Origin of the sequence: Microcystis aeruginosa NIES-2549 (assembly GCF_000981785.2) — a bacterium.
In the GTDB taxonomy this organism is placed as follows: Bacteria; Cyanobacteriota; Cyanobacteriia; order Cyanobacteriales; family Microcystaceae; genus Microcystis; species Microcystis aeruginosa_C.
This window is the reverse complement of sequence record NZ_CP011304.1, coordinates 3,603,492-3,626,532: the sequence shown is the minus strand read 5'-3', so window position 1 is coordinate 3,626,532 and position 23,041 is coordinate 3,603,492. Positions and strand designations below refer to the sequence as shown.

16 protein-coding genes and 3 CRISPR repeat arrays (1 of these 19 running past the window's edge) are annotated in these 23,041 nt (G+C 39.1%); of the genes, 11 read left to right on the top strand and 5 right to left on the bottom strand.

What is annotated here, in order from left to right:
- Positions 1–192 precede the first annotated feature (192 nt).
- The 4 genes from myaer_RS17855 to myaer_RS17845 form a co-directional block, all read right to left on the bottom strand.
- Positions 193–576: a DUF4346 domain-containing protein gene (locus myaer_RS17855; protein WP_008197426.1), complete on the bottom strand. Its 384-nt coding sequence runs from the start codon at positions 574–576 to the stop codon at positions 193–195.
- A 130-nt stretch (positions 577–706) separates the two neighbouring features.
- Complete coding sequence (locus tag myaer_RS21750) at positions 707–1,291, bottom strand: IS630 family transposase (RefSeq protein WP_046663061.1); 585 nt, start codon at positions 1,289–1,291, stop codon at positions 707–709.
- Positions 1,292–1,310: 19 nt separating this feature from the next.
- The gene (locus myaer_RS21745; RefSeq protein ID WP_046663060.1) at positions 1,311–1,673 is read right to left on the bottom strand and encodes a helix-turn-helix domain-containing protein; all 363 of its coding nucleotides are present in this window, start codon (positions 1,671–1,673) and stop codon (positions 1,311–1,313) included.
- Positions 1,674–1,781: 108 nt separating this feature from the next.
- Positions 1,782–2,639 carry a helix-turn-helix transcriptional regulator gene (locus tag myaer_RS17845; RefSeq protein WP_046663059.1) on the bottom strand — a complete coding sequence of 286 codons (858 nt, stop codon included), beginning with the start codon at positions 2,637–2,639 and terminating at the stop codon, positions 1,782–1,784.
- 533 nt (positions 2,640–3,172) lie between these two features.
- Here myaer_RS17845 and myaer_RS21410 point away from each other — a divergent pair.
- The 10 genes from myaer_RS21410 to cas2 all read left to right on the top strand — a co-directional run bounded on the left by myaer_RS21410 (position 3,173) and on the right by cas2 (position 13,718).
- Positions 3,173–3,316 carry a hypothetical protein gene (locus tag myaer_RS21410; protein ID WP_158524813.1) on the top strand — a complete coding sequence of 48 codons (144 nt, stop codon included), beginning with the start codon at positions 3,173–3,175 and terminating at the stop codon, positions 3,314–3,316.
- Between the two features lie 87 nt (positions 3,317–3,403).
- Positions 3,404–5,935, top strand: coding sequence for a hypothetical protein (locus tag myaer_RS17835; RefSeq protein WP_046663057.1), 2,532 nt, complete (start codon positions 3,404–3,406; stop codon positions 5,933–5,935).
- 2 nt (positions 5,936–5,937) lie between these two features.
- The gene (locus tag myaer_RS17830) at positions 5,938–6,831 is read left to right on the top strand and encodes a hypothetical protein (protein ID WP_012266052.1); all 894 of its coding nucleotides are present in this window, start codon (positions 5,938–5,940) and stop codon (positions 6,829–6,831) included.
- 3 nt (positions 6,832–6,834) lie between these two features.
- Complete coding sequence (locus myaer_RS17825) at positions 6,835–7,659, top strand: hypothetical protein (protein ID WP_046663056.1); 825 nt, start codon at positions 6,835–6,837, stop codon at positions 7,657–7,659.
- Positions 7,652–10,387: a CRISPR-associated helicase Cas3' gene (gene cas3 / locus myaer_RS17820; protein ID WP_046663055.1), complete on the top strand. Its 2,736-nt coding sequence runs from the start codon at positions 7,652–7,654 to the stop codon at positions 10,385–10,387. The genes myaer_RS17825 and cas3 overlap by 8 nt, the downstream gene beginning before the upstream one ends.
- Before the next feature lie 40 nt (positions 10,388–10,427).
- On the top strand, positions 10,428–10,994 hold the full coding sequence (locus myaer_RS17815) for a Uma2 family endonuclease (RefSeq protein ID WP_046663054.1): 567 nt from the start codon (positions 10,428–10,430) through the stop codon (positions 10,992–10,994).
- Positions 10,994–11,827 (top strand): CRISPR-associated endoribonuclease Cas6, encoded by an 834-nt coding sequence (cas6, locus tag myaer_RS17810; protein ID WP_046663053.1) that lies wholly within the window; start codon positions 10,994–10,996, stop codon positions 11,825–11,827. The genes myaer_RS17815 and cas6 overlap by 1 nt, the downstream gene beginning before the upstream one ends.
- A gap of 2 nt (positions 11,828–11,829) precedes the next feature.
- On the top strand, positions 11,830–12,423 hold the full coding sequence (gene cas4 / locus myaer_RS17805; RefSeq protein WP_046663052.1) for a CRISPR-associated protein Cas4: 594 nt from the start codon (positions 11,830–11,832) through the stop codon (positions 12,421–12,423).
- A 5-nt stretch (positions 12,424–12,428) separates the two neighbouring features.
- Positions 12,429–13,433 (top strand): type I-D CRISPR-associated endonuclease Cas1d, encoded by a 1,005-nt coding sequence (cas1d, locus tag myaer_RS17800; RefSeq protein ID WP_046663051.1) that lies wholly within the window; start codon positions 12,429–12,431, stop codon positions 13,431–13,433.
- Between the two features lie 12 nt (positions 13,434–13,445).
- Complete coding sequence (cas2, locus tag myaer_RS17795; protein ID WP_046663050.1) at positions 13,446–13,718, top strand: CRISPR-associated endonuclease Cas2; 273 nt, start codon at positions 13,446–13,448, stop codon at positions 13,716–13,718.
- A 233-nt stretch (positions 13,719–13,951) separates the two neighbouring features.
- Positions 13,952–15,856: direct repeats of the CRISPR family, unit length 37 nt; unit sequence GTTCCAATTAATCTTAAACCCTATTAGGGATTGAAAC.
- Positions 15,857–15,924: 68 nt separating this feature from the next.
- Here the strand turns inward: cas2 and myaer_RS17790 are convergent.
- Positions 15,925–17,421, bottom strand: coding sequence for an IS5-like element ISMae6 family transposase (locus tag myaer_RS17790; RefSeq protein WP_046660474.1), 1,497 nt, complete (start codon positions 17,419–17,421; stop codon positions 15,925–15,927).
- Between the two features lie 158 nt (positions 17,422–17,579).
- A CRISPR array of direct repeats spans positions 17,580–18,268; the repeat unit is 37 nt; unit sequence GTTCCAATTAATCTTAAACCCTATTAGGGATTGAAAC.
- A gap of 136 nt (positions 18,269–18,404) precedes the next feature.
- Between myaer_RS17790 and myaer_RS17785 the strand changes: the two genes are divergently transcribed.
- The gene (locus tag myaer_RS17785; protein WP_235614767.1) at positions 18,405–19,529 is read left to right on the top strand and encodes an IS4 family transposase; all 1,125 of its coding nucleotides are present in this window, start codon (positions 18,405–18,407) and stop codon (positions 19,527–19,529) included.
- 58 nt (positions 19,530–19,587) lie between these two features.
- Positions 19,588–23,041: direct repeats of the CRISPR family, unit length 37 nt; unit sequence GTTCCAATTAATCTTAAACCCTATTAGGGATTGAAAC; it runs 2,187 nt beyond the window's last position.

The following is a 23,041-nucleotide window of genomic DNA, read 5'->3' as shown; positions in this document are numbered from 1 at the left end:
TCCCTGATTACTGATTACTGTTCACTGTTTATACTAAATCTGGTTATTAAAAACTGATTATCTATTGCTCCTTTTGCCTATTGCCTATTGCCTTTTGCCTGTCCTGATATGTAGCCTATACTCAACGGATTTAGTATTACTGTTTACTGGACGGCTACGCCGTGCCTTTGGCAACACTGAAAAGCCCAATCTTTAATCCTGAATATATTCTTCCCCGGTGATTAAAGCGTATTCAGCGCGGGTAAATTCTCGACCTAAATAAGCAGCATGATCGAACATAGTAATCGGACAAGGTTGGGTTTCTTCGATCACTTTGACGGCTAATTCTTTGGCAGTTCTGGCGGTGTAAATAGTCTCAGGATTACGATCAAGTTTTTGCCTAACACCGATAACTTTTCCCGTTTCTGGATCGACGGCTAAACCTTTTTCGTTGATAATATTGCTGTAATGTTTGGCACAGATTAACCCTGCTTCTCGGTCTAGATAAATAATAAAATATCCTGCGGGATCGAGAGCGATCGGACGTTTGGAAAGTTGATTATCAATAGCTGTGATTTGGGATTTTAATTCGCTCATTTTCTTGACAAAATTACTTAAATATGTAGTTGAAAGCAAGAGCAAATTATATCACATACCATCATCCTTGTTCTAGAGTATTTTGTCGAGATATAGCGGGTTTCAGTTGAATGAGGTACAGCATGGATGACTAGGTAGGCTCTTTAAAAGGGGTATCGCAATAGCAACAATGGGTAAACCAGTGATGGATGTCTCGCAATGTAATCTGACTAAAGGCTTGAACGATCGCTTTTTCTAGATCAGCATAGGTACGAGGTGACATAGAACGAATCAGTATTTTCACTTTCGACCAACAGTTTTCAATGGGAGAAAAATCGGGAGAATAGGGAGGTAAAAACTTCAGTCTAGCACCGACTTCTTGAAGAATTGGTTCGAGGGTTTCTTTTTGATGAATCGAAGCATTATCCATTAATACACAAGCTCCTTTCCACAAGTTTGGAACTAATAATGTAGCAATAAATGCTTCAAATATTAAACCATTTGCGGCTCCAAATACATTGATAAAAGCCAGCAAGCCTTTGAGCGCTATCGCTCCAATTATCGTGACGTTTTTTCCTCGGTTTAACGGAACTGAATCATACACTCTCTGACCTTTTTCAGCCCTGCCATAAAGTCTTGTCATCCCTAGATTAGAGCCAGACTCGTCAACGAAAACCAAATCTTCCGCTCTAACATCTCGGATTTTCTCCCAATATTCTTCTCTTAATTTTTGCACTCTTTCCGTGTCTCTTTCCCTAGCGTGTAAGCTTTTTTTTTTGAGTTAAATTTAGCCGTTTTAAAATTCTACTGATTGTTGAGTTACTCACCACCGTCTGTGTTTTTTCCTCAATTTGTTTTCTTAACTCGTCTAAGGTGGCATCTTTCTTTTCTTGGACTAAATCGCCCAGCAAGATAATTTCGTCGCTCTTAAGCTTGAGTTTTTGTCCTCCACCATGCGGTCGGGGATTTAGATTTCCTGTTTCACGCCACTGCTTGATTAGTTTCTGGATAAAGCTTAAAGTTACTCTAAATCTTTTGGCTAACTCACGTTGTGAGAGGTTATTCTCCTCGTAGGTCTCGATGATCTTTTGTCGCAAGTCTAAAGAATAGGGCTTCATCGGGTCGTGGCTCCTGCCTAGGTCTATAATTTATTGTCCTCTTCTATTGTACCTCATGCAAGTGCATACCGCTATATAACCGATTCTTGTGACCAGTGATCGCACATTTTACCCCGATTCGTATTGTTGATGAAGATTTAATAACATTTGTTTGATCCGGTTGCGTAATGGCTCTGGTGTAAGTACAATACAGCGATCTCCATAGGGTAAAATCTCCCGAATTAACCAAAAATGACTAGAGACTTTACGGGTTATAATCCTTTTTCCGTTTACCTCTCGGTCGTCGATATCCCTTGCCTTCCTTTCATAAGCCTTCACGAGGTCTTTTTCTAATTGTAATTGTACTTTTATAAAATCGAGACTGTCTCGCCATGGTTCTTCGATCGGGATCAGGCTTTGAATACGAGAGAATTTAAGACAGCGATTGTGAACAAGTTCGGGAAAGTCTCTTTTATCTTCTTCTGACAGTCCCTCAGTTTCCTCACACCAGATATCCAGATAGAATTCTTTTTCCCGAAACATGATCTCGGCAGAGCGAACAGTAAATTCTAGGGTCTGTCCCTGAGAATCTTTGTACATTACCCGAAAAGCTTGCCTGTCATGGATATAGCTCTCCACCGCGAGCCGCCAATCGCGATCGTACTGACTCACCTGTTCGGAAATCTCCCGACGCTCTTGAGGGGAGAGATTTCCCTTTTCTAAAAGAAAATTAGAAAGAGTCTGGGCCTGTTTGATGTGACCCGATCGCACCAGACGGTTGATCGCTTCCTTAATCGCTTCGACCTGCTTCGTCGAGAGGGTAAAAGATTCACCGATCTCCAGTTCTCCTTCGGCGATGGCGGCGATTAGACCTGACGGACTAGGACTTTTCCCCCAAAAGATGTTAAAGTGTCGGGCGATCGCCTCTAGCTTCTCCTTCGTGCCGGGAGGGATTGACAGTGTAATTGTTTCTTTTTTGCGGTTCACCTGAAAATGTACTTGTAGTTTTAGAATATTTGTGCTACGATGCCTATATTGTAATGATAAATGATCTCAAAAAGCTATGGTAAGAGGAAATGAGGAGGATATACCACTGACGATATGGTGTCACCGCCACATCGTTGTGGGGAGTTCGGGCGATCTAAAACGGCAGATATTTGGAGTGAACAAAAAAAGACAGAGTAGCATGGACAACCTCATAGACAAAGATCGCATATTGCCCTGTCTGGCTTCAATCCCTAATAGGGATTCGATGAAAAGGCTAAACAGTAGCCTCACCACTCGTGACGTTTCAATCCCTCTTAGTATCAGGGGTTCAGTGATCGATTATCTTACCATGATATGCTTAAGAGAATAATTGGCTTTTTTAGCCTCGCACTTGTAACGACGTGAACAGTGATCTATATTAAAAGAAGCCGTTTTGGGGTCGGCTATCTATACAAAAATTTCTGTACTTGCATTATAGCAAAGCTGACCCCAGATGGATACCCACGTCAATAAAAATACAAGGGAGGTCAGTAATGCCTAATGTTGACGATATTCACCAGCAAATCGAAATTATTCAAGACCAAATCGAGCTTCTTCAGTGCCAAATCAAAGAACTGAGGCAGTCTCCAGTCTTGGATTCTGAAGGCGAAGTCAGAATTTTCGCTGATTTAACCTAGAATCCTGGCAATAACGCCTCTAGAGAGCGGAAGTAGGCACTTTTCAGCCTACTCCCTCAAGACAAGAAATCAAGGAAGGACAGCACTATGTCGATTAAACAACTTTCACTTTTCGAGAATGTTTCTCCAGAGCAAGATACAAAAGCGGTTACGACTTCGGAAGAAATTAGCGAACTTGAAATTACTATCTTATTGAGTGCTTTGACCGCAAATGCGATCGCTCAAACCGACTCGACATTGATTTCCGCTTTAGCTGACGATCCAAGAGCGATAGCGATCGCCAAAACTTTTGATTGTCCTAAATTGGTTAGACAGTTACGACTTTCTCAACCTCAAAAAGAAAGCGAGTTCATTAAACCCACGTTTCAAGGGAATCAAGTTTTTTATCGAGAACGAGAGATAGGTGAAATACAGCTTGTGTACAAATCACCGTCACCGGGAGAGCTACAAGCAAAATTAACTCATGAAAGCACGATTGATCGGTTTTTAGAGTTTTTGCAAAAAAAATATCAGATTGTTTCCCTGCATGAAAGTAATTACCATGTGCAGATTTTTATTCCACAAACTCAACAATCACATAATATAGAGGAGCTTTGGATAGAATTTATCACGAAAGTTATTTTTTCTATCTATGGTGATTTTCAATATCAGCTATCAGGATTAATGCAAACTTTTATCACAATGCTAAAAAGTGTTCCCTTAGCGGGACGAGGTTTTAGCACCCTAGAAATTCCGATAATTACCAGAGATCAAGCCAAGGTGTTAGCGGCTTTTTATTTAGCTATTTTCGAGCAAGTAAAGGATCGCCAAGAGAAGCGTGAGACTGAGATCGTTCAACTTATTGAGCAAATTAAATCCGAAGAACTTAACTCGAAAGATTTAGAGTCCACTGAAAAGAAGCTAAAAAGCAAGCAGGAAATGCAAGCTAAAGAGTTTAATAAATATAGAGATTATTTTCAGAAAGTTTTGTCTAAATTATTAGATGAGCAACGAGCTATTTATCATGAAAGAAGAAACCTTGATGAGCAGTTAGGAAAAACTGGTTTGTCAAAAGCTCAAGTTAGCAAATTACAGAAGCAAAAGGATAAAATAGAGTCACAAATTATTTTTCAGGAAGATTCGATCGAGGAGAAGCAGAGATTTCTAGAAGAATCAGACGGAAATCCGTTTGAGTTTATAGAAAAACAAAAACAAACAGATCTATTGAAGCCAATTCAGGCGATCGCTAAATCTTTTAACAAAACTGCCACAGAACAAATTAACTCGACTCGTGGCGATATTTTCACTCAATGTATATTAGAGATGTATCGTTTGTTAGAAAATCCAAAACTCGAAACCATTCCAGAACCGCTTTTAACGATTAACCCAAAAATTTTAGCAGCAAGGACAGCGGGAGACGATGGTAAAGATTTTTGTTACTCTTGCGGAGTAACTTTAGATGCTAAAACTGTGCGATGGAGAGTAGCTAGATTTATGTTCGAGCGACCGTCTCAACGTCGTCAATCATCCTCTAGTGAAGATAGACCTTTCATTTGCTCTTCTTGTTCTGTATTATCGTTTGCCTCCCCCTTAAAAGTAACGGATGATAGTATTATCTTACGACTTGAATCTCAAGATGATAGAGGTGTAACGAAAGTTAAAATCAAAGACTACTTGCGAATGCTAACCAATAAAGAAGTACATTTATCTTCGGGTTGTTACATTGCCCTAACTTCTGAAAAAACAATCACAGGAGATACCGCTTCAAAAAAACTAGGACAGTTTCAATATGCTTTAGCAAAAGTTGCCTCGATTTTTCCCTTAGAGGTTATTAAAGATTTTAAATTTGTTCTTCAGCTTCAAAGAACAGAAAAAGTTTTAGTAAGCCGTCAATTAATATTTATTAAAGGTTTGATAGAAGGTTATGATCAATCAATTATCGTCAGTGGGAAAGATATTAACCTTAAACTAGGAGATGCGATTCGTTATGTACAACAAGATTCACCCTACTTAGCAGACTATACATTACTTAAAGCTTCCAGTATTTCTGACCGTTTATTATTGGAACGAGTTAGGGAACAATATTTGCAAACCATCATCCAAGATATTCAAGGAGAAACTATGACTATCGATTCACTTTGGAAACGGGCAAAATTATATGAAGACGTGGCCGCATTGACAGGATTAACTTACGCTTTTGCCCAATCTTTAGAAAGTACTGCTAAAAAATTAATGAAGCCAGAAGATGCAGAACGTGAGGTAAGTAAATTAATAGAAAAAGTAGATGATCCTGTTGCTTTTAGTTATTATGCGACATTAGGAGATGAAAAGAAAATTAGTGTTCAAGCAAGGCTATATCACAATCCTGATAATTACTTTATCTACGAACAAGCAAAAAAAATGCTAGAAAATAAGCTAGAAATCACTAATAGAGAAGAAGTTGATAATTCGGGTAAAAAATGGCTTGTTTTTTATGCTGACGACATCACCAAATCTTATGCCTATTTTGCTAATCCTGATCAAGTAGGTAATTATGCACAAGAAAAAGAGTGGAAGAATTTAACTTATAATCTCAAACTTTCTCTTTATACGCGGTTTCCTGAATTGGTTCGTAAACTTTCATCTAAAGGAGATAAATAACGATGGCTACCGAATCTAAAGTGACGACTGGACTACCTAAGACTGATGCTAATAAACCTAGATTGCATTTTGATATTTATGCCATTCTCGAAGGCTCTCAAGAGCTTTACCTAGGACATGAAGTACAGGTTAATGTTAACTTAGTTGAAATCGTTAAACTGAGTACAAAAGATGGTAAAGAAATTGAAAAATGTTATATTTCTCCGACCAAACGGCGAGGAGTTGAACGACGTTGTTTACTATGGTCTCCTGTGAAAAGTGGAGAACTGCTAGGAGATAAACAAAACTGCGGAATTCCCAAAACCTGTGCTGAACCCACTTGTCCGATTTGTGCTACATTTGGCGCACTCGATCCAGGAAAACGGACTTTAATCGGTCGGGTAACTCATGGTGGAGGTGTTGCCATACAAGAGATTTACCCGGTCGAAAAACAACGAGCAATGCACCCCGCTTTATTGGTCAATCGAAATGATGAAACTCCCACACCTTTTAGACGAGAATACAATCAACCCGGCATTCTCTATCCCGTTTATAACCACGCTCTGAGTATCACCGATCAAGACTTTTCAGCTGTGGCTTATGCTTTCTTAGATTCATTACCTCGCATAGGTTCAGGAAATCCGAAAGGAATTGCTATCGCGGAAACGGACGATCGTACCCCGCTTCTGGTTTTGGATAGATATTTATCTCCTAGAGGGAAGCGTCCAATCGTTTCTCCCTCGGAAACCGACCCGCAAAAGGCGATCAATGATTTCCTTTATTTGGCACTGTATCCTGAAACTAATTTCACTAATCATATTCAAGAAGCGCACTTCGATCGCTGGATAGGCAATGAAGCGTTAGCCAAATTGCAAGAATACTCCGCAATATTCGTCGATACAGTTTTACAAGCATAAATCATGTATTGCCTGACCTTTAAGATTATCCCAACGGCGGCGATGACATTTCGCATACTGCCTGGATCGATTCTCAATATCGCCACTTATCCCTTCGTCCCACCGACTACTTTTTCTGGGTTTCTCCGACGGATAGTAATGTTAAGCGAGGGATTAGATATCCCTGAAACCAGCATTAACAAGGAAAATCCGCCTTATTTCACCCTACCTCGTCAGTATATAGCGTTAGGAGCCTATCCAGTCCTAGATAAATGGTCTGGAGTCCATCGTACTCATCGCAAAGGAACTCGATCGTTTAACCATGATGTTTTTTCTAGACTATACATTGATGGCGATCGAGAAAACTTTCAGTTACACACTTGGGAATATTTTATCGCTGAGGAGTTAATCGGCTATGTTGTAAGCGAATCTAAGTCCAGTCTAGAGGCATTTTCTAACCTACAAGGAGTCGGATGTAAAATTGGTAAGGAAGGATTTGCGGTGATTGACGAGGTATCTGAATCTATACGACTCCAAAGAAAGATTCTTTCCGCTCACCCGTCAACTGTTGTTCCAATGGAAGCTTTAATACAGCGAAATCCTTGTATCAATCGTTGTGATATTTATAATCTCTATCGTCATGAATGGTCAGCAGATCAGACTCAAGATGAAGATAAGGGATTGTTCGATACAGAGCGATCTCCTATTAATGGTTTTATCCCCTTTGTTGCCGCTTACTATCCCGAAAAAGCCCATCCTTTACCCACTTTAGATTTCTATACGGATGGAAATCTTCAGATTCCTGTAGCACTTGTGGAACTTTTACAAAGAGAATCAATTAATGTCTAAATCTAACCCTCAACCTTTTTTCAAATTCGGCCGCGTGTTTTTTCCAGGCGAACCTACAATTGCTCCTGATAAAATTCTTTTTCAACCCCTGGGTAATCATGTAGGTAATGTTAGACAATTAGCCAGAAAATGGCAAGATGGCAACTTTTCTCTAGAACGAGTTATTGAAGGAATCAATTTACACGACAAAGCTAAACCACAAACTTTCAAGATTCGCGTTGAAACTAATAAACAGGGAGAGTTTACAAAATATACTTATTCATTTAAAGGGCATCGATTTAAAGTAGATAACCCACAAAATCTTTGGGTGCAGGCTCTAGCGAGAGGACATCATGACTATTCAACTAAGGAAATTATCAAGGATACCTATCAATTAAAAAAAGATACTGAATATCAGAAGATTTTCTCTAAAGACCCCTTACAATACGCCAAAGAACTTTATATTTTGGAAATGTGCGATCAAATTGAAGCGGAATTAGCTTGTCGTGTCATTGGAGACGACGAACAGGCAAAATCTCGCACATTTATGGATTTTACAATAACTAAAGGTACATCCGAAGATAGCAACCACCGTGTTTTTTATCTCGATCCCTATCCTTTTAAAGAACCAACTATCACTTTAAATTTTCGTTCGTGGACATATAACTTGTCAGACGAGGATAAAAATCAACTCCAACAATTACACGAAAACCGAAAAGATAAAGAATTAGGAAGTAAATTGAATACTCTTGTTAAAGAGTGGTGGAAAAAAAACGAACATACAATCAGTGAAGATAGAGCAATTACTGCCATTATCAAACCTGATAATTCAAACACTTATTCCCCATCAGAAAAATCAGAAAATGCAATTTTTTGGTGGTATGAAGAATTAGCGAATTTTCAACCTAATCCAATGCAGGAGGAAGTGTTTCAAACGATGGTTAAAAACCAGCATCCAGCTTTTATACTTAAAGCTCCTACAGGAGCGGGAAAATTTGAAGCGATTATTATTCCCTTTTTAGCTATGCTATCTACAAAAGAAGATAGACCTCGCCTGATTATACCCCTACCTGCACGAAGTTTGTTAGAAGATCAAAAACAGAGATGCGATAAATATTTAAAACAATTTTCACTCCTACACAAAGGACGTGAAGTGTCTTTGGTGATAGATACAGGAACCGAAATGAATCGATATGTTTATCTAGATGGAGAAGTTAAATCTAGCAATAATTCTCGAAGACATTTATACAAAGGAGATATTATTTTAACAACGATTGATAAATTTATATATCGATACTTTGGCTATGGTGATAAGCAAAAATCATTCATCTTTCCCTATCGAATTTATCATGGTAATACACTGATTTGTTTTGATGAAGCTCATACCTATGATGATATTTCGTTTACTAACTTTTGCAGTTTGGTTAAAGCTTTGTATGAAGCAGGATGCTCGCTTGTTTTAATGACGGCAACTTTATCACAAAATCATCTGGAAAGATTCGATTATCTTGCGGATAACATGATCGATTACATTGATGTTCAGGACAATCTAGAGAAGCTAAATAATTTTTATCAGCAAATTTTGAAGCAAGACTATTCTAATTTAAAACAGTTTGAATTTTACGAAGAACCAACAAATTTACAACAAAAGTTGACCTCAATAGCACTTGAAGAATGGAACTCTAACCCAAGCCATCGTATCATCGTTTCTGTAGAAACTGTTAAAGATGCGATAGCAATTTATGAAAAAATAAAACAGACATTAAACATTAAATTTTCAGAAAAAAAAGAATTTTTGTTTCTCTATCATGGTCGTTTGTCAGATATTCCCAAAACTTCCCATTATTCTCGAACCAATCTTTATCAAAGATTAAAAGAGAGAGATGAAAATGACCAAGCTTATATTCTGGTTACTACCAGTGCGATCGAAGTTGGTTGTGATTTAAATAGTACCCGTTTGATTACTCAACTGTGTAACCCAGAAAGTTTAATTCAACGAGCGGGACGTTGCAATCGGAAAGGTAATGTTGAAGATGCAAAAATCATTGTTATTGGCAATAATATTCCTGAATTTGTTAATACTTTAAGCGAGGCAGAACTAGAGAATTATAAAACAATTCTTAAGGGTTTGCACGATCAAAACTTTGATCCGAAAGCGATCATGAATTGTGTTTCTACAAAACAGACAATTGATGATTATCGAGTTGTTGAGCTTTTTTCCCTGTTGCAAGACTATGTTTATAATGCCGATCTCACTTGTCAATCTGCTCATGAAAAAGGATTAGTAATCACCCGTAGCTGGACTCCATCCGTTACCTTGGTATATGATGACGGTAAGCAGGGTGATAGTTTAGAAAAAATTGTCAAAGAATCTCCTCAAATTCAAGTCTCTATTGATCGTTTAATCTTGAAAAAGAATAATGAAGGAAATTACACAAATCAATACGCTAATGTGTCTGTGTACGAATGGATTTACGACAAGGAAGAAACTCGATATAAGTTAGAACCTTTAAAATATTGGGGATGTGCATACAGTAAAGAACTGGTGATCAAAGTCTGTGCAGTTCAGGAGGGAGCCATATCTGATTCTTTTGAGCCTTATTCCTACGATCATGAATTAGGGTTTAAAGACTTGCCCGGAGTTTTTATTAAATGGAGATCAAATGGCTATCAAGAAAGACTTCAGTATAACCCCACAAAGGATAGATCAGTAGTTATTAACTACACTTCTGCTCTAACACAAGATTGATTTTTATCTGGCGCGGGATATGTTCACTACACTATATACCATGACTCTTATCTCTTCTAAATCCCTCACTTTACCGGAATTTCTCTCACTAACCCCTCCCGATGGCGATATTACCTATGAATTAGTCGATGGAGAAGCGATCCCGAAAATGTCACCGAAATTCTTTCATTCTCGTTTAACCGGTGCTTTATTTCTCCTACTCGATCGCTGGAATCAAGGACGGGGAGAAGTGGGAATCGAATGGGCGATCGTCCTAAGCAAAAACGATCGGGATTGGTGTCCCGTTCCCGATCTCCTCTACATTTCCCCAGAAAGGTTAGGAGATATTACCCTCACCGATGAAGCTTGTCCCGTTCCCCCGGAATTAGTCATCGAAATTATTTCTCCGGAACAATCTTTCAGCAGCCTGAGCGAAAAAGCCGTGGACTACCTAAAAGCGGGAGTCAGTCGCGTCTGGATCGTCGATCCCCAGGCCAAGCAGATCACAATTTTCTATCCCGATGCACCCCCGGCGATTAAAAAAGGCGATGACGAGATGAGCGATATTCTCCTCCCCGATTTAACCCTAACCCCCGGACAAATTTTTGCCAAGGCCCGATTAAGTTAATGCCCTATAGTCTCGTTCTTAATCTCACACCCCGATCGCCGATCTATCCGAATTTTCTCACCGGACGACACCTTCATGCGCTATTCCTTACCCTTGTCAGTAGTGTCGATCAGGAATTAGGGAACATTCTACACGCATCGGATGCGGATAAAGCCTTTACCTTATCGCCACTACAGATGCAGTCCAGGAGAAAAACAATAAATTTCCCACGCTGGCGACACGAACGGGAGATCGCGCCCGAAACTCCCTGCTGGTGGCGGATTTCTCTGCTCGATGACCGATTATTCGGTAAATTAACCCCGCTCTGGTTGAATCTCAATCCAAAACAACCCTGGCATCTCGGTTCCGCCGATCTGGTTATCACCAGTGTCCTCGCCACCCCGCAATCGGTTCAACCCTGGGCGAACTCTTGTACTTATCAATACCTGTATGAAAACGCCTCGGAAACGAATCGGGAATTTGATTTCCTTTTCGCTACCCCCGTCACCTTCCGGCAGGGAAAATTCGATAGTGCCTTACCGACGCGGGAACTGGTGTTTAATAGCCTTCTCAGTCGTTGGAATCGCTATAGCGGTATCTCCTTCGATTCTATTGCCCTAGAGTCGATTTTTCCCAGTTTCTTCGATATTCAAACGAAATTAACCGATGAAGCCTATAAAAACCAGTCGATCGGTTGTGTGGGCGAGATTCACTATCGTCTTTTGGGAGAGGTGGAACCCGCAAAGATTAAAGCGATTAATGCACTGGCGGACTTTGCCCTCTATGCAGGAGTGGGACGGAAAACCACGATGGGAATGGGGATGACTCGCAGAATTTCTAAAGATAAAAGATAGTTATGGATGAATCTGATTACATACCGATCGCCGCCCTCAACCATTACGCCTACTGTCCCCACCGTTGTTGGCGGATGTTCGTCGCCGGGGAATTTCTTAATAATAGCTACACGATCGAGGGAACAAATTTACACGAACGAGTTCACACCGTTGGGGCGGGAAACCGCGAGGAAATATGGCAAATTCGGGCGATCTGGCTTAAATCAGATAATTACCGTCTCATCGGTAAAGCCGATCTGATCGAGTCCCACGACGGCGAATTTATCCCCGTGGAATACAAACGGGGCAGTAAGGGCGAATGGGATAACGACGAGTTGCAGGTGTGCGCTCAAGCCATCTGTTTGGAAGAAATGACGGGAAAAAGGCTAGATACTGGCTATATCTACTATGCCAGTTCTCACCAGCGTCAACCGGTGGCGATCGATCTTGCTCTACGGCAACGGGCGATCGCTACGATCCGAGCAGTTGAAACCCTGATCCAGACGGGAAAAATGCCCCCGGCGGTCTATTCACCCCGCTGCAAGGGATGCAGTTTGTTTGATCGCTGCTTGCCTCGATTAACTGAAAAAGTCCAACGATATCAAGAGGAAGACTAAAAAATATGGGAACGGTATATGTGACGAGAGAAGACGCATTTCTCGGCAAAAATGACGAGCGTTTAACGGTCAAAGCATCCAAAGAAACGATCCTCGATGTTCCTTTATTAAATGTTGATGGGGTGGTTTTATTTGGTCGCGGTTCGCTATCCCCAGCTTTGGTGATCGAACTGCTCGAACGTCATATTCCCCTGAGTTTCGTCACATCCACCGGACGCTATCTCGGTAGATTGGAACCAGAGATGACCAAAAATATTTTCGTTCGTCGAGCGCAATGGCAGGCCGCCGGCGATTCCCCGAAAGCCATTCATTTAGTGCGGGGATTCGTCCGCGGCAAGCTGAAGAATTACCGCAACATTCTACTCCGTCGTCAACGCGATCGAAAAGAGTTGGATTTACAAACGGCGATCGCTTGTCTGGAAGCAGCGATCGGCTCGATCGAAACAACCTCGGCGATCGATTCTCTCCGGGGGTTAGAGGGAGCGGGAAGCGCAGCCTATTTCAGTTGTTTTGATTCCTTAATTCTCGGCGATACTTTTACCTTTGCCTCGCGTAACCGTCGCCCCCCGCGAGATCCGGTCAATTCTCTTTTGAGTCTGGGTTATGCGTTATTGCGCCATGACGTGCAGAGTGCGATCAATTTGGTCGGTTTTGACCCCTATCTCGGTTATCTTCACTATCAACGCTACGGTCGCCCCTCGCTGGCACTGGATCTGATGGAAGAATTTAGAGCGATCGTCGTTGATGCCGTGGTTCTCAATGGGGTCAATCATCCTTATCTTACCCCCGAACATTTCACCACCGAACCCTTAAGCGGTGCGGTTTCCTTGACGAGAGAGGGATTACAGATTTTCCTGCGCTTGTACGAACAGAAGAAACAATCCAAGTTTAAGCATCCGGTAATGAGTAAACAGTGTACTTATCAAGAAGCTTTCGAGATTCAGGCCCGACTAATGGCGAAATATCTGATGGACGAGACGGATAAGTATCCACCTTTGATTTTAAAGTAGGTAGAGGCGGTCATGTATTTTGTTATCAGTTACGACATTTCCGATGATAAGCGACGAACCAAAATTCACAATACGTTAAAGTCCTACGGCCAACGGGTGCAGTATAGTGTTTTTGAGTGCGATCTAACCGATACCCAGTACGCTAAGCTGCGCGGGCGCTTGAGTAAGTTGATCAAACCCGATACCGATAGCATCCGCTTTTATTTTCTCTGTGCCTGTTGTCGGGGTAAAGTTGAACGCATCGGTGGTGAGTTACCCCGGGATAATACAATTTTTTTTGTTTAGCTCGGTTGCGCTTCTGGGTAGCTGTAAAAATTCTTAACTATTATGTGGTGGCTGAAAAGCTTATGGAATATAGATTCGAGATGATTTTCCTTTCCAACGCGGGGCGCACCTTATCCCGTAAGGTTTTGCGGGGTCTTGAAGAACTGGGTCACTTGCTGTATGATTGGTTTATTGCAGGTGCGGCGCATACGAACCTTGAAAATCCCATAGCGTATGGCTTTTACCACTGGGCGGTTCCAATTAATCTTAAACCCTATTAGGGATTGAAACTTTTTTGGAGTAGGATATTAGTAAAAGTGATCTCGTTCCAATTAATCTTAAACCCTATTAGGGATTGAAACAACCTTCGCGCCGATCCAGAAAAAACCGTAATTTGTTCCAATTAATCTTAAACCCTATTAGGGATTGAAACTAGGCATTGATTAATAAAATCGTATAAAAGTGAGGGTTCCAATTAATCTTAAACCCTATTAGGGATTGAAACACAATTTTAGGGCGCGGCCTAATTGCCAGAAGACTGTTCCAATTAATCTTAAACCCTATTAGGGATTGAAACTCTCATCGCCGGTTCCCGGACGGCAGCCGTCAACGGTTCCAATTAATCTTAAACCCTATTAGGGATTGAAACGCTAATGGACTGCTTTCTCAGTGGGGAAATTTCCGTTCCAATTAATCTTAAACCCTATTAGGGATTGAAACAATGACTAACCCCGACAAGGGTGACTCGCTATTAAGGTTCCAATTAATCTTAAACCCTATTAGGGATTGAAACAGACAAGTACGCTGCCAAGCTTAAAGCAAGGAAGGGTTCCAATTAATCTTAAACCCTATTAGGGATTGAAACCTAAACAGTATTCTAGACACCCTAAAAAACCATCTAGTTCCAATTAATCTTAAACCCTATTAGGGATTGAAACGAGTTTACCAGTTAGCAGGGTTGAGCCTTGACGGCGTTCCAATTAATCTTAAACCCTATTAGGGATTGAAACAATCCCTCAAGGGATTGCAGTAAATCATCTAATGCGTTCCAATTAATCTTAAACCCTATTAGGGATTGAAACATTTACATCCCGGTCTGCCATGACGGCCTTAAGTCGTTCCAATTAATCTTAAACCCTATTAGGGATTGAAACTTGGCTTTTTGCCAAGTCCCCAAAAGCTTGTCTTTTGTTCCAATTAATCTTAAACCCTATTAGGGATTGAAACATTCCCTCACCCGTTACGGTTCCGATCGCGTCCGTTGTTCCAATTAATCTTAAACCCTATTAGGGATTGAAACAAAACCTAGATTATTTAGTATCCTCAGACAAGAAGGTTCCAATTAATCTTAAACCCTATTAGGGATTGAAACTTGTAACTGCTCTAATAGCTTATCGGAATCAAATAAGTTCCAATTAATCTTAAACCCTATTAGGGATTGAAACTCAGGCTTGTGAGCCGGGTACTGAAAGAAAGCTTGTTCCAATTAATCTTAAACCCTATTAGGGATTGAAACAAATCCGCAAAAGTTGCGAATTTGCCTTTCGGCAGTTCCAATTAATCTTAAACCCTATTAGGGATTGAAACAGGTTTGAGTCTGATAAAATTAATCTTCGGTTTCGTTCCAATTAATCTTAAACCCTATTAGGGATTGAAACCTATTAAATCCTGAGTTATTGAGATCAAAAGCGCAGTTCCAATTAATCTTAAACCCTATTAGGGATTGAAACCATCACCAGCTTGATTAGCCAATTCCACTAAATGTTCCAATTAATCTTAAACCCTATTAGGGATTGAAACAAGAAAGAAGATGATCGCTCGATCAGATCGATCTTGTTCCAATTAATCTTAAACCCTATTAGGGATTGAAACAATACCGTTGAGATTGCTGATAAGGTTGAGTCTGTGTTCCAATTAATCTTAAACCCTATTAGGGATTGAAACCAGTTTTCTCTATACTATCCCCACAGACTAACCCATGTTCCAATTAATCTTAAACCCTATTAGGGATTGAAACATTTCTACATCTCCCCCCAAAGACTTTAGCGAGTGTTCCAATTAATCTTAAACCCTATTAGGGATTGAAACGATTACGCCATAAGCAGCCCTCCTAGACGCTCTAGTTCCAATTAATCTTAAACCCTATTAGGGATTGAAACTTCTATTGCTGGTAATTAGGGTTTGCTGAAAAAGTCATTGAAAAGTACAGGTCTCTTAATCAATGATTTCACTTAGCTACAAGCATAAGCTTTAGTTGTTGATTAATTTTTAAGTTATAACTTATCCTAATCATTGACCGAGAAAAAGTGCTGTTTTTCCATTTCAGACATAAAAAAGCCCAAAAAACCTGCCTCAACAGGTTAGAAAGATTCATGACTAAAAAAGTAATAGCAATCGCTGAAAAGGAAGTATGAGGAAGTTTAGCCATCACTTTACCTAAGCTAAATCTTCTTTTCCCCTGTCCAAATTTGCCCTCTATACAATTCCGAATCCTCTCATCATCGGTAGCTTGTTTCTTTTGTTCTTTACTAACATTTTTGGCTGGTCTTCCTAATGGGGGACCACTGATTCTGATTCCCCTTTCTTTACACCAAGCTCGGTTTTCTCTGGTTCGATAAATTTTGTCCACATGAACTGATTCTGGATAGTATCCTGTATAGTCATAATAAGCTTCTATTTGTGCTTTTAAATCTCCTGATTCATTAAAGTTATCCCAACTAATTCGGTCTAAAAATATGTAACCATCTATACAGCTTGCTGAGAATTTAGCCCCAAATTCTACGGGTTTTCCAGCTTTTCCTCTGACTATCGGACGGATGTGGGGTTGAGTTAAGCTGACAATTCTGTCTTCAATACTCTGTTTGTTATTTTGGTACATCCAGAGTTGTTGGCGATAAACTTCTGTGACTACTAATAACAGCTTATAGTCTCTTTTTTTCAAGCTTTGTAGAGAGGCTCCTTCTGCTAAAAGTTGTTCAATATGGTCGAGATTTCTTTTCAGATATTGCAGTTGTCTTTTCAGAGCTTTTCGTCTTTGTTTGACGGTAGGTTTTCTTTTTTTCGCTACTTCTAAATAACTTTTTCTGGCTAGAAGACGATAGGTTCTCGGTTTTTGAACAAGTTTTCCTTTTAAAGTTTCATAGAGAATATCAATAATTTTTTCGGTTTGTTTTCTTCCTTGATTTAACAGGTTTAAATCCGTAGGATAACTAATATCTGCGGGCGCACAACTGGCATCTAAAATTAATTTACCTCGATTTTCTGGTTGACTTTGGGTTTCGCTCTCTAACTTTTTTTCGGTATTTTCTTCTTCTTTTATTTCTCTCGAATTTTTGACCATAAAGCGATTCACTTTATTAATTAGTTCCAGAGTGATTCTTTCTCGAAAGTGAACCAACATTGACGCTTCAAACCGGGGTTCATTGCTGTAGGATGAAAACCCCAAGAAGTATTGTAAATAAGGATTTTCTTTGATTTGTTCTACCGTTTCTCTATCGCTTGTTCCTAATTTTTCTTTAATAATTAATGCTCCGAGTGCTGTCCTGAATGTTTTGGCGGGTGTGCCCATTTCTTCTGAAAAAAGTGATGCGTATTCCGCTTCAAATTCTGACCAGGGAATGAGGTTGGCCATAATTACCCAACGATTGTCTTGGGATAATTTCCCCTCAAAGGGCAGCTCGAAGTTTTCTGGTGGGGTTGAGGGTAACTCGCTTTTACGGTACATTAGCACTAATTAGAGAAGATGCAAGGGTGATGCAAGGGTTTTAAGAGATTCTAGCAGATTTAAGTGCATTTGGGAAGCTCTCAATCAAGCTAAAAGCCCTTTCCTGTAAGGTTTTTACCATTATTCAGCAAACCCTAATTAGCTAAGGGACAATAGATGTTCCAATTAATCTTAAACCCTATTAGGGATTGAAACAGTCATTTTTTGGTACTCCTAAATGGGTTAATTACTGATAACGTTCCAATTAATCTTAAACCCTATTAGGGATTGAAACATCGACTGTGTAAGACGTGACAATGGCGAAAAAGGTTCCAATTAATCTTAAACCCTATTAGGGATTGAAACCTTATTTTGCCAACTTCCAGAGATATTGACATTAGTTCCAATTAATCTTAAACCCTATTAGGGATTGAAACTCCACACTGCAGCAACACCGACCACCACAATCGCACTTGTTCCAATTAATCTTAAACCCTATTAGGGATTGAAACCTATTCTCGTAATAGAATAGACAATATTTTGTTCTGTTCCAATTAATCTTAAACCCTATTAGGGATTGAAACGAATCCTGATCATGGGTAATGCTCACATACCACGTTCCAATTAATCTTAAACCCTATTAGGGATTGAAACCGGCGTACCAAATCTGGACACTCTTGCAACACCAAAGTTCCAATTAATCTTAAACCCTATTAGGGATTGAAACATTTTCCTTGTCTGGAGTACCAATCAAGCGAAAGTTCCAATTAATCTTAAACCCTATTAGGGATTGAAACTTGTTTAATTGCTTTTGTGCGTCAGTGGGCAAGGGTTCCAATTAATCTTAAACCCTATTAGGGATTGAAACATGGATCTGACAGGGGGACAAGCAAGCTGAAAAGCTTATGTAGCATAAAATACAGACACAGACTCCAAAAAAAGATAAGTCATATTTACCATATATGACCTAAATAACGAAAATGATAAGTGAACTATACCAGAAAGTGTTAGAAAATGAACTGGGACGAGCCAGATATCTACTGTTGTTAATGATAGTTGGAACCTTGCAAATACTAAAGCAAGCTAAGTTAGAGATATTAGCTGAAGCCTTACCAATACCAATCCTGTTTGAGAGTCGGAGAAAAAAACTAAAAAGATTTTTAAAGCTGGAAATTCTGAATATTGAAAAAATCTGGTTTCTCTGCCTAAAAGAGATGTTAAAACAGCAGCAGAGATTCACAACAAAAGGATTAGCGTATATTGCCATAGACCGGACAAGTTGGGGAGCAATAAATATCTTGATGGTGAGTCTAATTTATGACAAGAGAGCCATCCCAATCTATTGGGAGATATTAGATAAAAAAGGAAGTAGTAATCTCGAAGAACAGCAGCGAGTATTAGAAAAAACATTGACCGTGCTATCAGGTCATAAAATAGTGGTGTTAGGAGATAGAGAATTTTGCTCGGTCAGTCTTGGAAAGTGGCTTCAGAAGCAGAGTTTATACTTTTGCTTAAGACAAAAAAAAAGTACAAATGTCAAGACAAAAGAAGGAATTTATCAAGAAATGAGAGAGTTAGGTTTAAGTCCAGGAACTCAACTATTTTTGAATGATGTCAATATTACAAAAGAGCAGGGATTTGGACAGTTTAACTTAGCTGGTAAGTGGAAAAAAACCTATGGGGGTTTTCAAACAAAAGAACCTTGGTATATTCTGACAAATTTTGTGGATTTAGAGACGGCAATAATTGCCTATCAAAAAAGATTTGATATTGAGGAGATGTTCCGAGATTTTAAGTCGGGAGGCTATAGCTTAGAAGGTTCTCAATTAGCACCCCAATACTTATCAAAGCTGATAATTGTTATAGCTATCGCCTATACAAGTGCCACACTACAAGGTAAAAAAATTAAGGATATGGGAATCCAAAAATATGTCACAAGACCTGAAAAAAGATATAAAGGTCAACGCAGACACAGCAGTTTTTATGTGGGTCAACATCTCTATCATTGGCTCCAGCTACATCAAATGTTCCAAAAAAATATAGAAGAGCTAATGCAAATTAGCCGCTATCGGTTGAAAGATTACATCAAGGGACAAAGAGCTATATCGCTTGCTCTATCTACCTTCTAGCTGGCTTGTCCCCCTCCCAGAACATGGATCGAGCGAAAAAAGGTTGTACCAGCTTTACAGTTCCAATTAATCTTAAACCCTATTAGGGATTGAAACAAGGGACATTGCCTAACGCAATCACGTTAGTCACGTTCCAATTAATCTTAAACCCTATTAGGGATTGAAACGTGACTAATGATATTGTACCAGGATCAGACTATCAAGTTCCAATTAATCTTAAACCCTATTAGGGATTGAAACGTTGAAGAAGATTGACCGCACCCGCCACATTATTCTGAGAGTTCCAATTAATCTTAAACCCTATTAGGGATTGAAACAATAAAACCGCCAGCAAACAATGTTTGATGGGCAGTTCCAATTAATCTTAAACCCTATTAGGGATTGAAACAATAGTCCGATTTAGACGATCAGCCATGCGATCGCGTTCCAATTAATCTTAAACCCTATTAGGGATTGAAACCGGCTTGAATGCCCACATATTAAAGCCATTGCTGTTCCAATTAATCTTAAACCCTATTAGGGATTGAAACATTAGATGATATTAATTCTATCGTTATCAGTGGAGTTCCAATTAATCTTAAACCCTATTAGGGATTGAAACTCCGTAAGGTTTCATGAGAGAGAGGTAATCGGTCGTTCCAAGTTCCAATTAATCTTAAACCCTATTAGGGATTGAAACAGTGACACTTTTAAACAGTCAGTAGAGGACGGAACGTTCCAATTAATCTTAAACCCTATTAGGGATTGAAACTTGATTAAGATGCCCGATTCCCCTTCATAAAGAGAGTTCCAATTAATCTTAAACCCTATTAGGGATTGAAACTTTAGGGTATCTGGGTTATGCAGTAGGTAGCGTGTTCCAATTAATCTTAAACCCTATTAGGGATTGAAACTTTTTGAAACTTGCTTCTAGCAAGACTTTCAGACGTTCCAATTAATCTTAAACCCTATTAGGGATTGAAACAGATAACAATTATTATCCTTATTTTCAATATCAAAACGTTCCAATTAATCTTAAACCCTATTAGGGATTGAAACCGATTTTAAGTATGAACAAATCGAGTCAATGCTTGTTCCAATTAATCTTAAACCCTATTAGGGATTGAAACCAAATCTTCTTTTATTTCTCTCAAATTCTTTTTCGAGTTCCAATTAATCTTAAACCCTATTAGGGATTGAAACCATCTATTGAGTCAGTCTCTACAGTTTCCTGATTGTTCCAATTAATCTTAAACCCTATTAGGGATTGAAACAAGGGACTGTTCTTAATCACATAGCGACGGGAATAGTTCCAATTAATCTTAAACCCTATTAGGGATTGAAACAGTAGAAGATGGAACCGATGGGAATTTTATGTTAGTTCCAATTAATCTTAAACCCTATTAGGGATTGAAACAGGGGAAGGAAAAAGCATCATCGGCCGCGCCATGTTCCAATTAATCTTAAACCCTATTAGGGATTGAAACTCGCTGGGGGGATAACCTTATCCCCCTTTAATGCTGTTCCAATTAATCTTAAACCCTATTAGGGATTGAAACTCGATCGCCGGTCGGGCCGGAGGGGGAAGGGGGGGTTCCAATTAATCTTAAACCCTATTAGGGATTGAAACGGAAAACATCAAAAAACTAAAGGAAACCAGCGAGGGTTCCAATTAATCTTAAACCCTATTAGGGATTGAAACATTCTACTATGATAGCACAAAAAAAATCTAATAAAGTTCCAATTAATCTTAAACCCTATTAGGGATTGAAACTCATTGCTTAATAAATAGTTTGACGTGCCATGAAGTTCCAATTAATCTTAAACCCTATTAGGGATTGAAACACAGTTGCATTAAGGTCTGGCAAGCAAAAAACAGGTTCCAATTAATCTTAAACCCTATTAGGGATTGAAACACAAAATTCAAAAAGAAATAGAGAAGATAGTATTAATGTTCCAATTAATCTTAAACCCTATTAGGGATTGAAACCACTACTTAGAATAAAACTCTTGACACTATACAAGTTCCAATTAATCTTAAACCCTATTAGGGATTGAAACTTAGTGGCAACAGATAAAACAGTTTTTCTGATAGGTTCCAATTAATCTTAAACCCTATTAGGGATTGAAACCAAATCTTCTCTTATTTCTCTCAAATTCTTTTTCGTTCCAATTAATCTTAAACCCTATTAGGGATTGAAACAGAAATATCAAAATATGGACTACAAAAAACACCATGTTCCAATTAATCTTAAACCCTATTAGGGATTGAAACTTTCTGATAGATAAAAGCGATGTAAACTATCCAGTTCCAATTAATCTTAAACCCTATTAGGGATTGAAACCCCCTGCTAATAGTTGTTTTAGGTCGGTTGAACCGTTCCAATTAATCTTAAACCCTATTAGGGATTGAAACCCGCCTTTGATTTCAAATCCCGATGATTCCAGGGTAGTTCCAATTAATCTTAAACCCTATTAGGGATTGAAACTACCGATTTATCAAGGATACGGGTATCGCACCCAATGTTCCAATTAATCTTAAACCCTATTAGGGATTGAAACGCCAATTCCTTGAATTATGCCGGTCTGGTAAAGGGTTCCAATTAATCTTAAACCCTATTAGGGATTGAAACAGGCATTTTTTCTTGCTTCTAAATAATGGTTTTTTAGTTCCAATTAATCTTAAACCCTATTAGGGATTGAAACTCGATCAGGATACGAAACCCAAAACCGTTAAAAACGGTTCCAATTAATCTTAAACCCTATTAGGGATTGAAACACTAATAAAAGTTACATAATCTTTTATTTGTACTGTTCCAATTAATCTTAAACCCTATTAGGGATTGAAACGACAATTCTGTAAATGATATAATCGCCGGTGTACTGGTTCCAATTAATCTTAAACCCTATTAGGGATTGAAACTAAAGAGGATTCTAGTAAAGTTCTAATTGCTACCGGTTCCAATTAATCTTAAACCCTATTAGGGATTGAAACACGATACCATTTAAAGGAGTCGCTAAATTAGCAGGTTCCAATTAATCTTAAACCCTATTAGGGATTGAAACCGGGGCAAAAGACTTGACCGGCAACGGGAACAATGTTCCAATTAATCTTAAACCCTATTAGGGATTGAAACAGATAGAGACGGGTTTATTTTTCAGCATCTCACCTAGTTCCAATTAATCTTAAACCCTATTAGGGATTGAAACTTTCTTGATTGCTTTCTTGAGTTTCTTGATTGATGTTCCAATTAATCTTAAACCCTATTAGGGATTGAAACTTTTACATCTTAATCCCAATTCTTTTGATCCTGAGTTCCAATTAATCTTAAACCCTATTAGGGATTGAAACTCATAAAAAACCACCGCTTCCTCATCAGAGGAAACGTTCCAATTAATCTTAAACCCTATTAGGGATTGAAACACTTCCTATTTCTCCCAATCTCGAAAAAATTCTTGTTCCAATTAATCTTAAACCCTATTAGGGATTGAAACACCAGCTTGAGAAGAAATATGGAAAGAGTAGGTTAGTT

Coding starts and splice junctions, on each gene's coding strand:
- myaer_RS17855 (WP_008197426.1), bottom strand. CDS start 576: ATGAGCGAATTAAAATCCCAAATCACAGCTATTGATAATCAACTTTCC.
- myaer_RS21745 (WP_046663060.1), bottom strand. CDS start 1,673: ATGAAGCCCTATTCTTTAGACTTGCGACAAAAGATCATCGAGACCTAC.
- myaer_RS21410 (WP_158524813.1), top strand. CDS start 3,173: ATGCCTAATGTTGACGATATTCACCAGCAAATCGAAATTATTCAAGAC.
- myaer_RS17835 (WP_046663057.1), top strand. CDS start 3,404: ATGTCGATTAAACAACTTTCACTTTTCGAGAATGTTTCTCCAGAGCAA.
- myaer_RS17830 (WP_012266052.1), top strand. CDS start 5,938: ATGGCTACCGAATCTAAAGTGACGACTGGACTACCTAAGACTGATGCT.
- myaer_RS17825 (WP_046663056.1), top strand. CDS start 6,835: ATGTATTGCCTGACCTTTAAGATTATCCCAACGGCGGCGATGACATTT.
- cas3 (WP_046663055.1), top strand. CDS start 7,652: ATGTCTAAATCTAACCCTCAACCTTTTTTCAAATTCGGCCGCGTGTTT.
- myaer_RS17815 (WP_046663054.1), top strand. CDS start 10,428: ATGACTCTTATCTCTTCTAAATCCCTCACTTTACCGGAATTTCTCTCA.
- cas6 (WP_046663053.1), top strand. CDS start 10,994: ATGCCCTATAGTCTCGTTCTTAATCTCACACCCCGATCGCCGATCTAT.
- cas4 (WP_046663052.1), top strand. CDS start 11,830: ATGGATGAATCTGATTACATACCGATCGCCGCCCTCAACCATTACGCC.
- cas1d (WP_046663051.1), top strand. CDS start 12,429: ATGGGAACGGTATATGTGACGAGAGAAGACGCATTTCTCGGCAAAAAT.
- cas2 (WP_046663050.1), top strand. CDS start 13,446: ATGTATTTTGTTATCAGTTACGACATTTCCGATGATAAGCGACGAACC.
- myaer_RS17790 (WP_046660474.1), bottom strand. CDS start 17,421: ATGTACCGTAAAAGCGAGTTACCCTCAACCCCACCAGAAAACTTCGAG.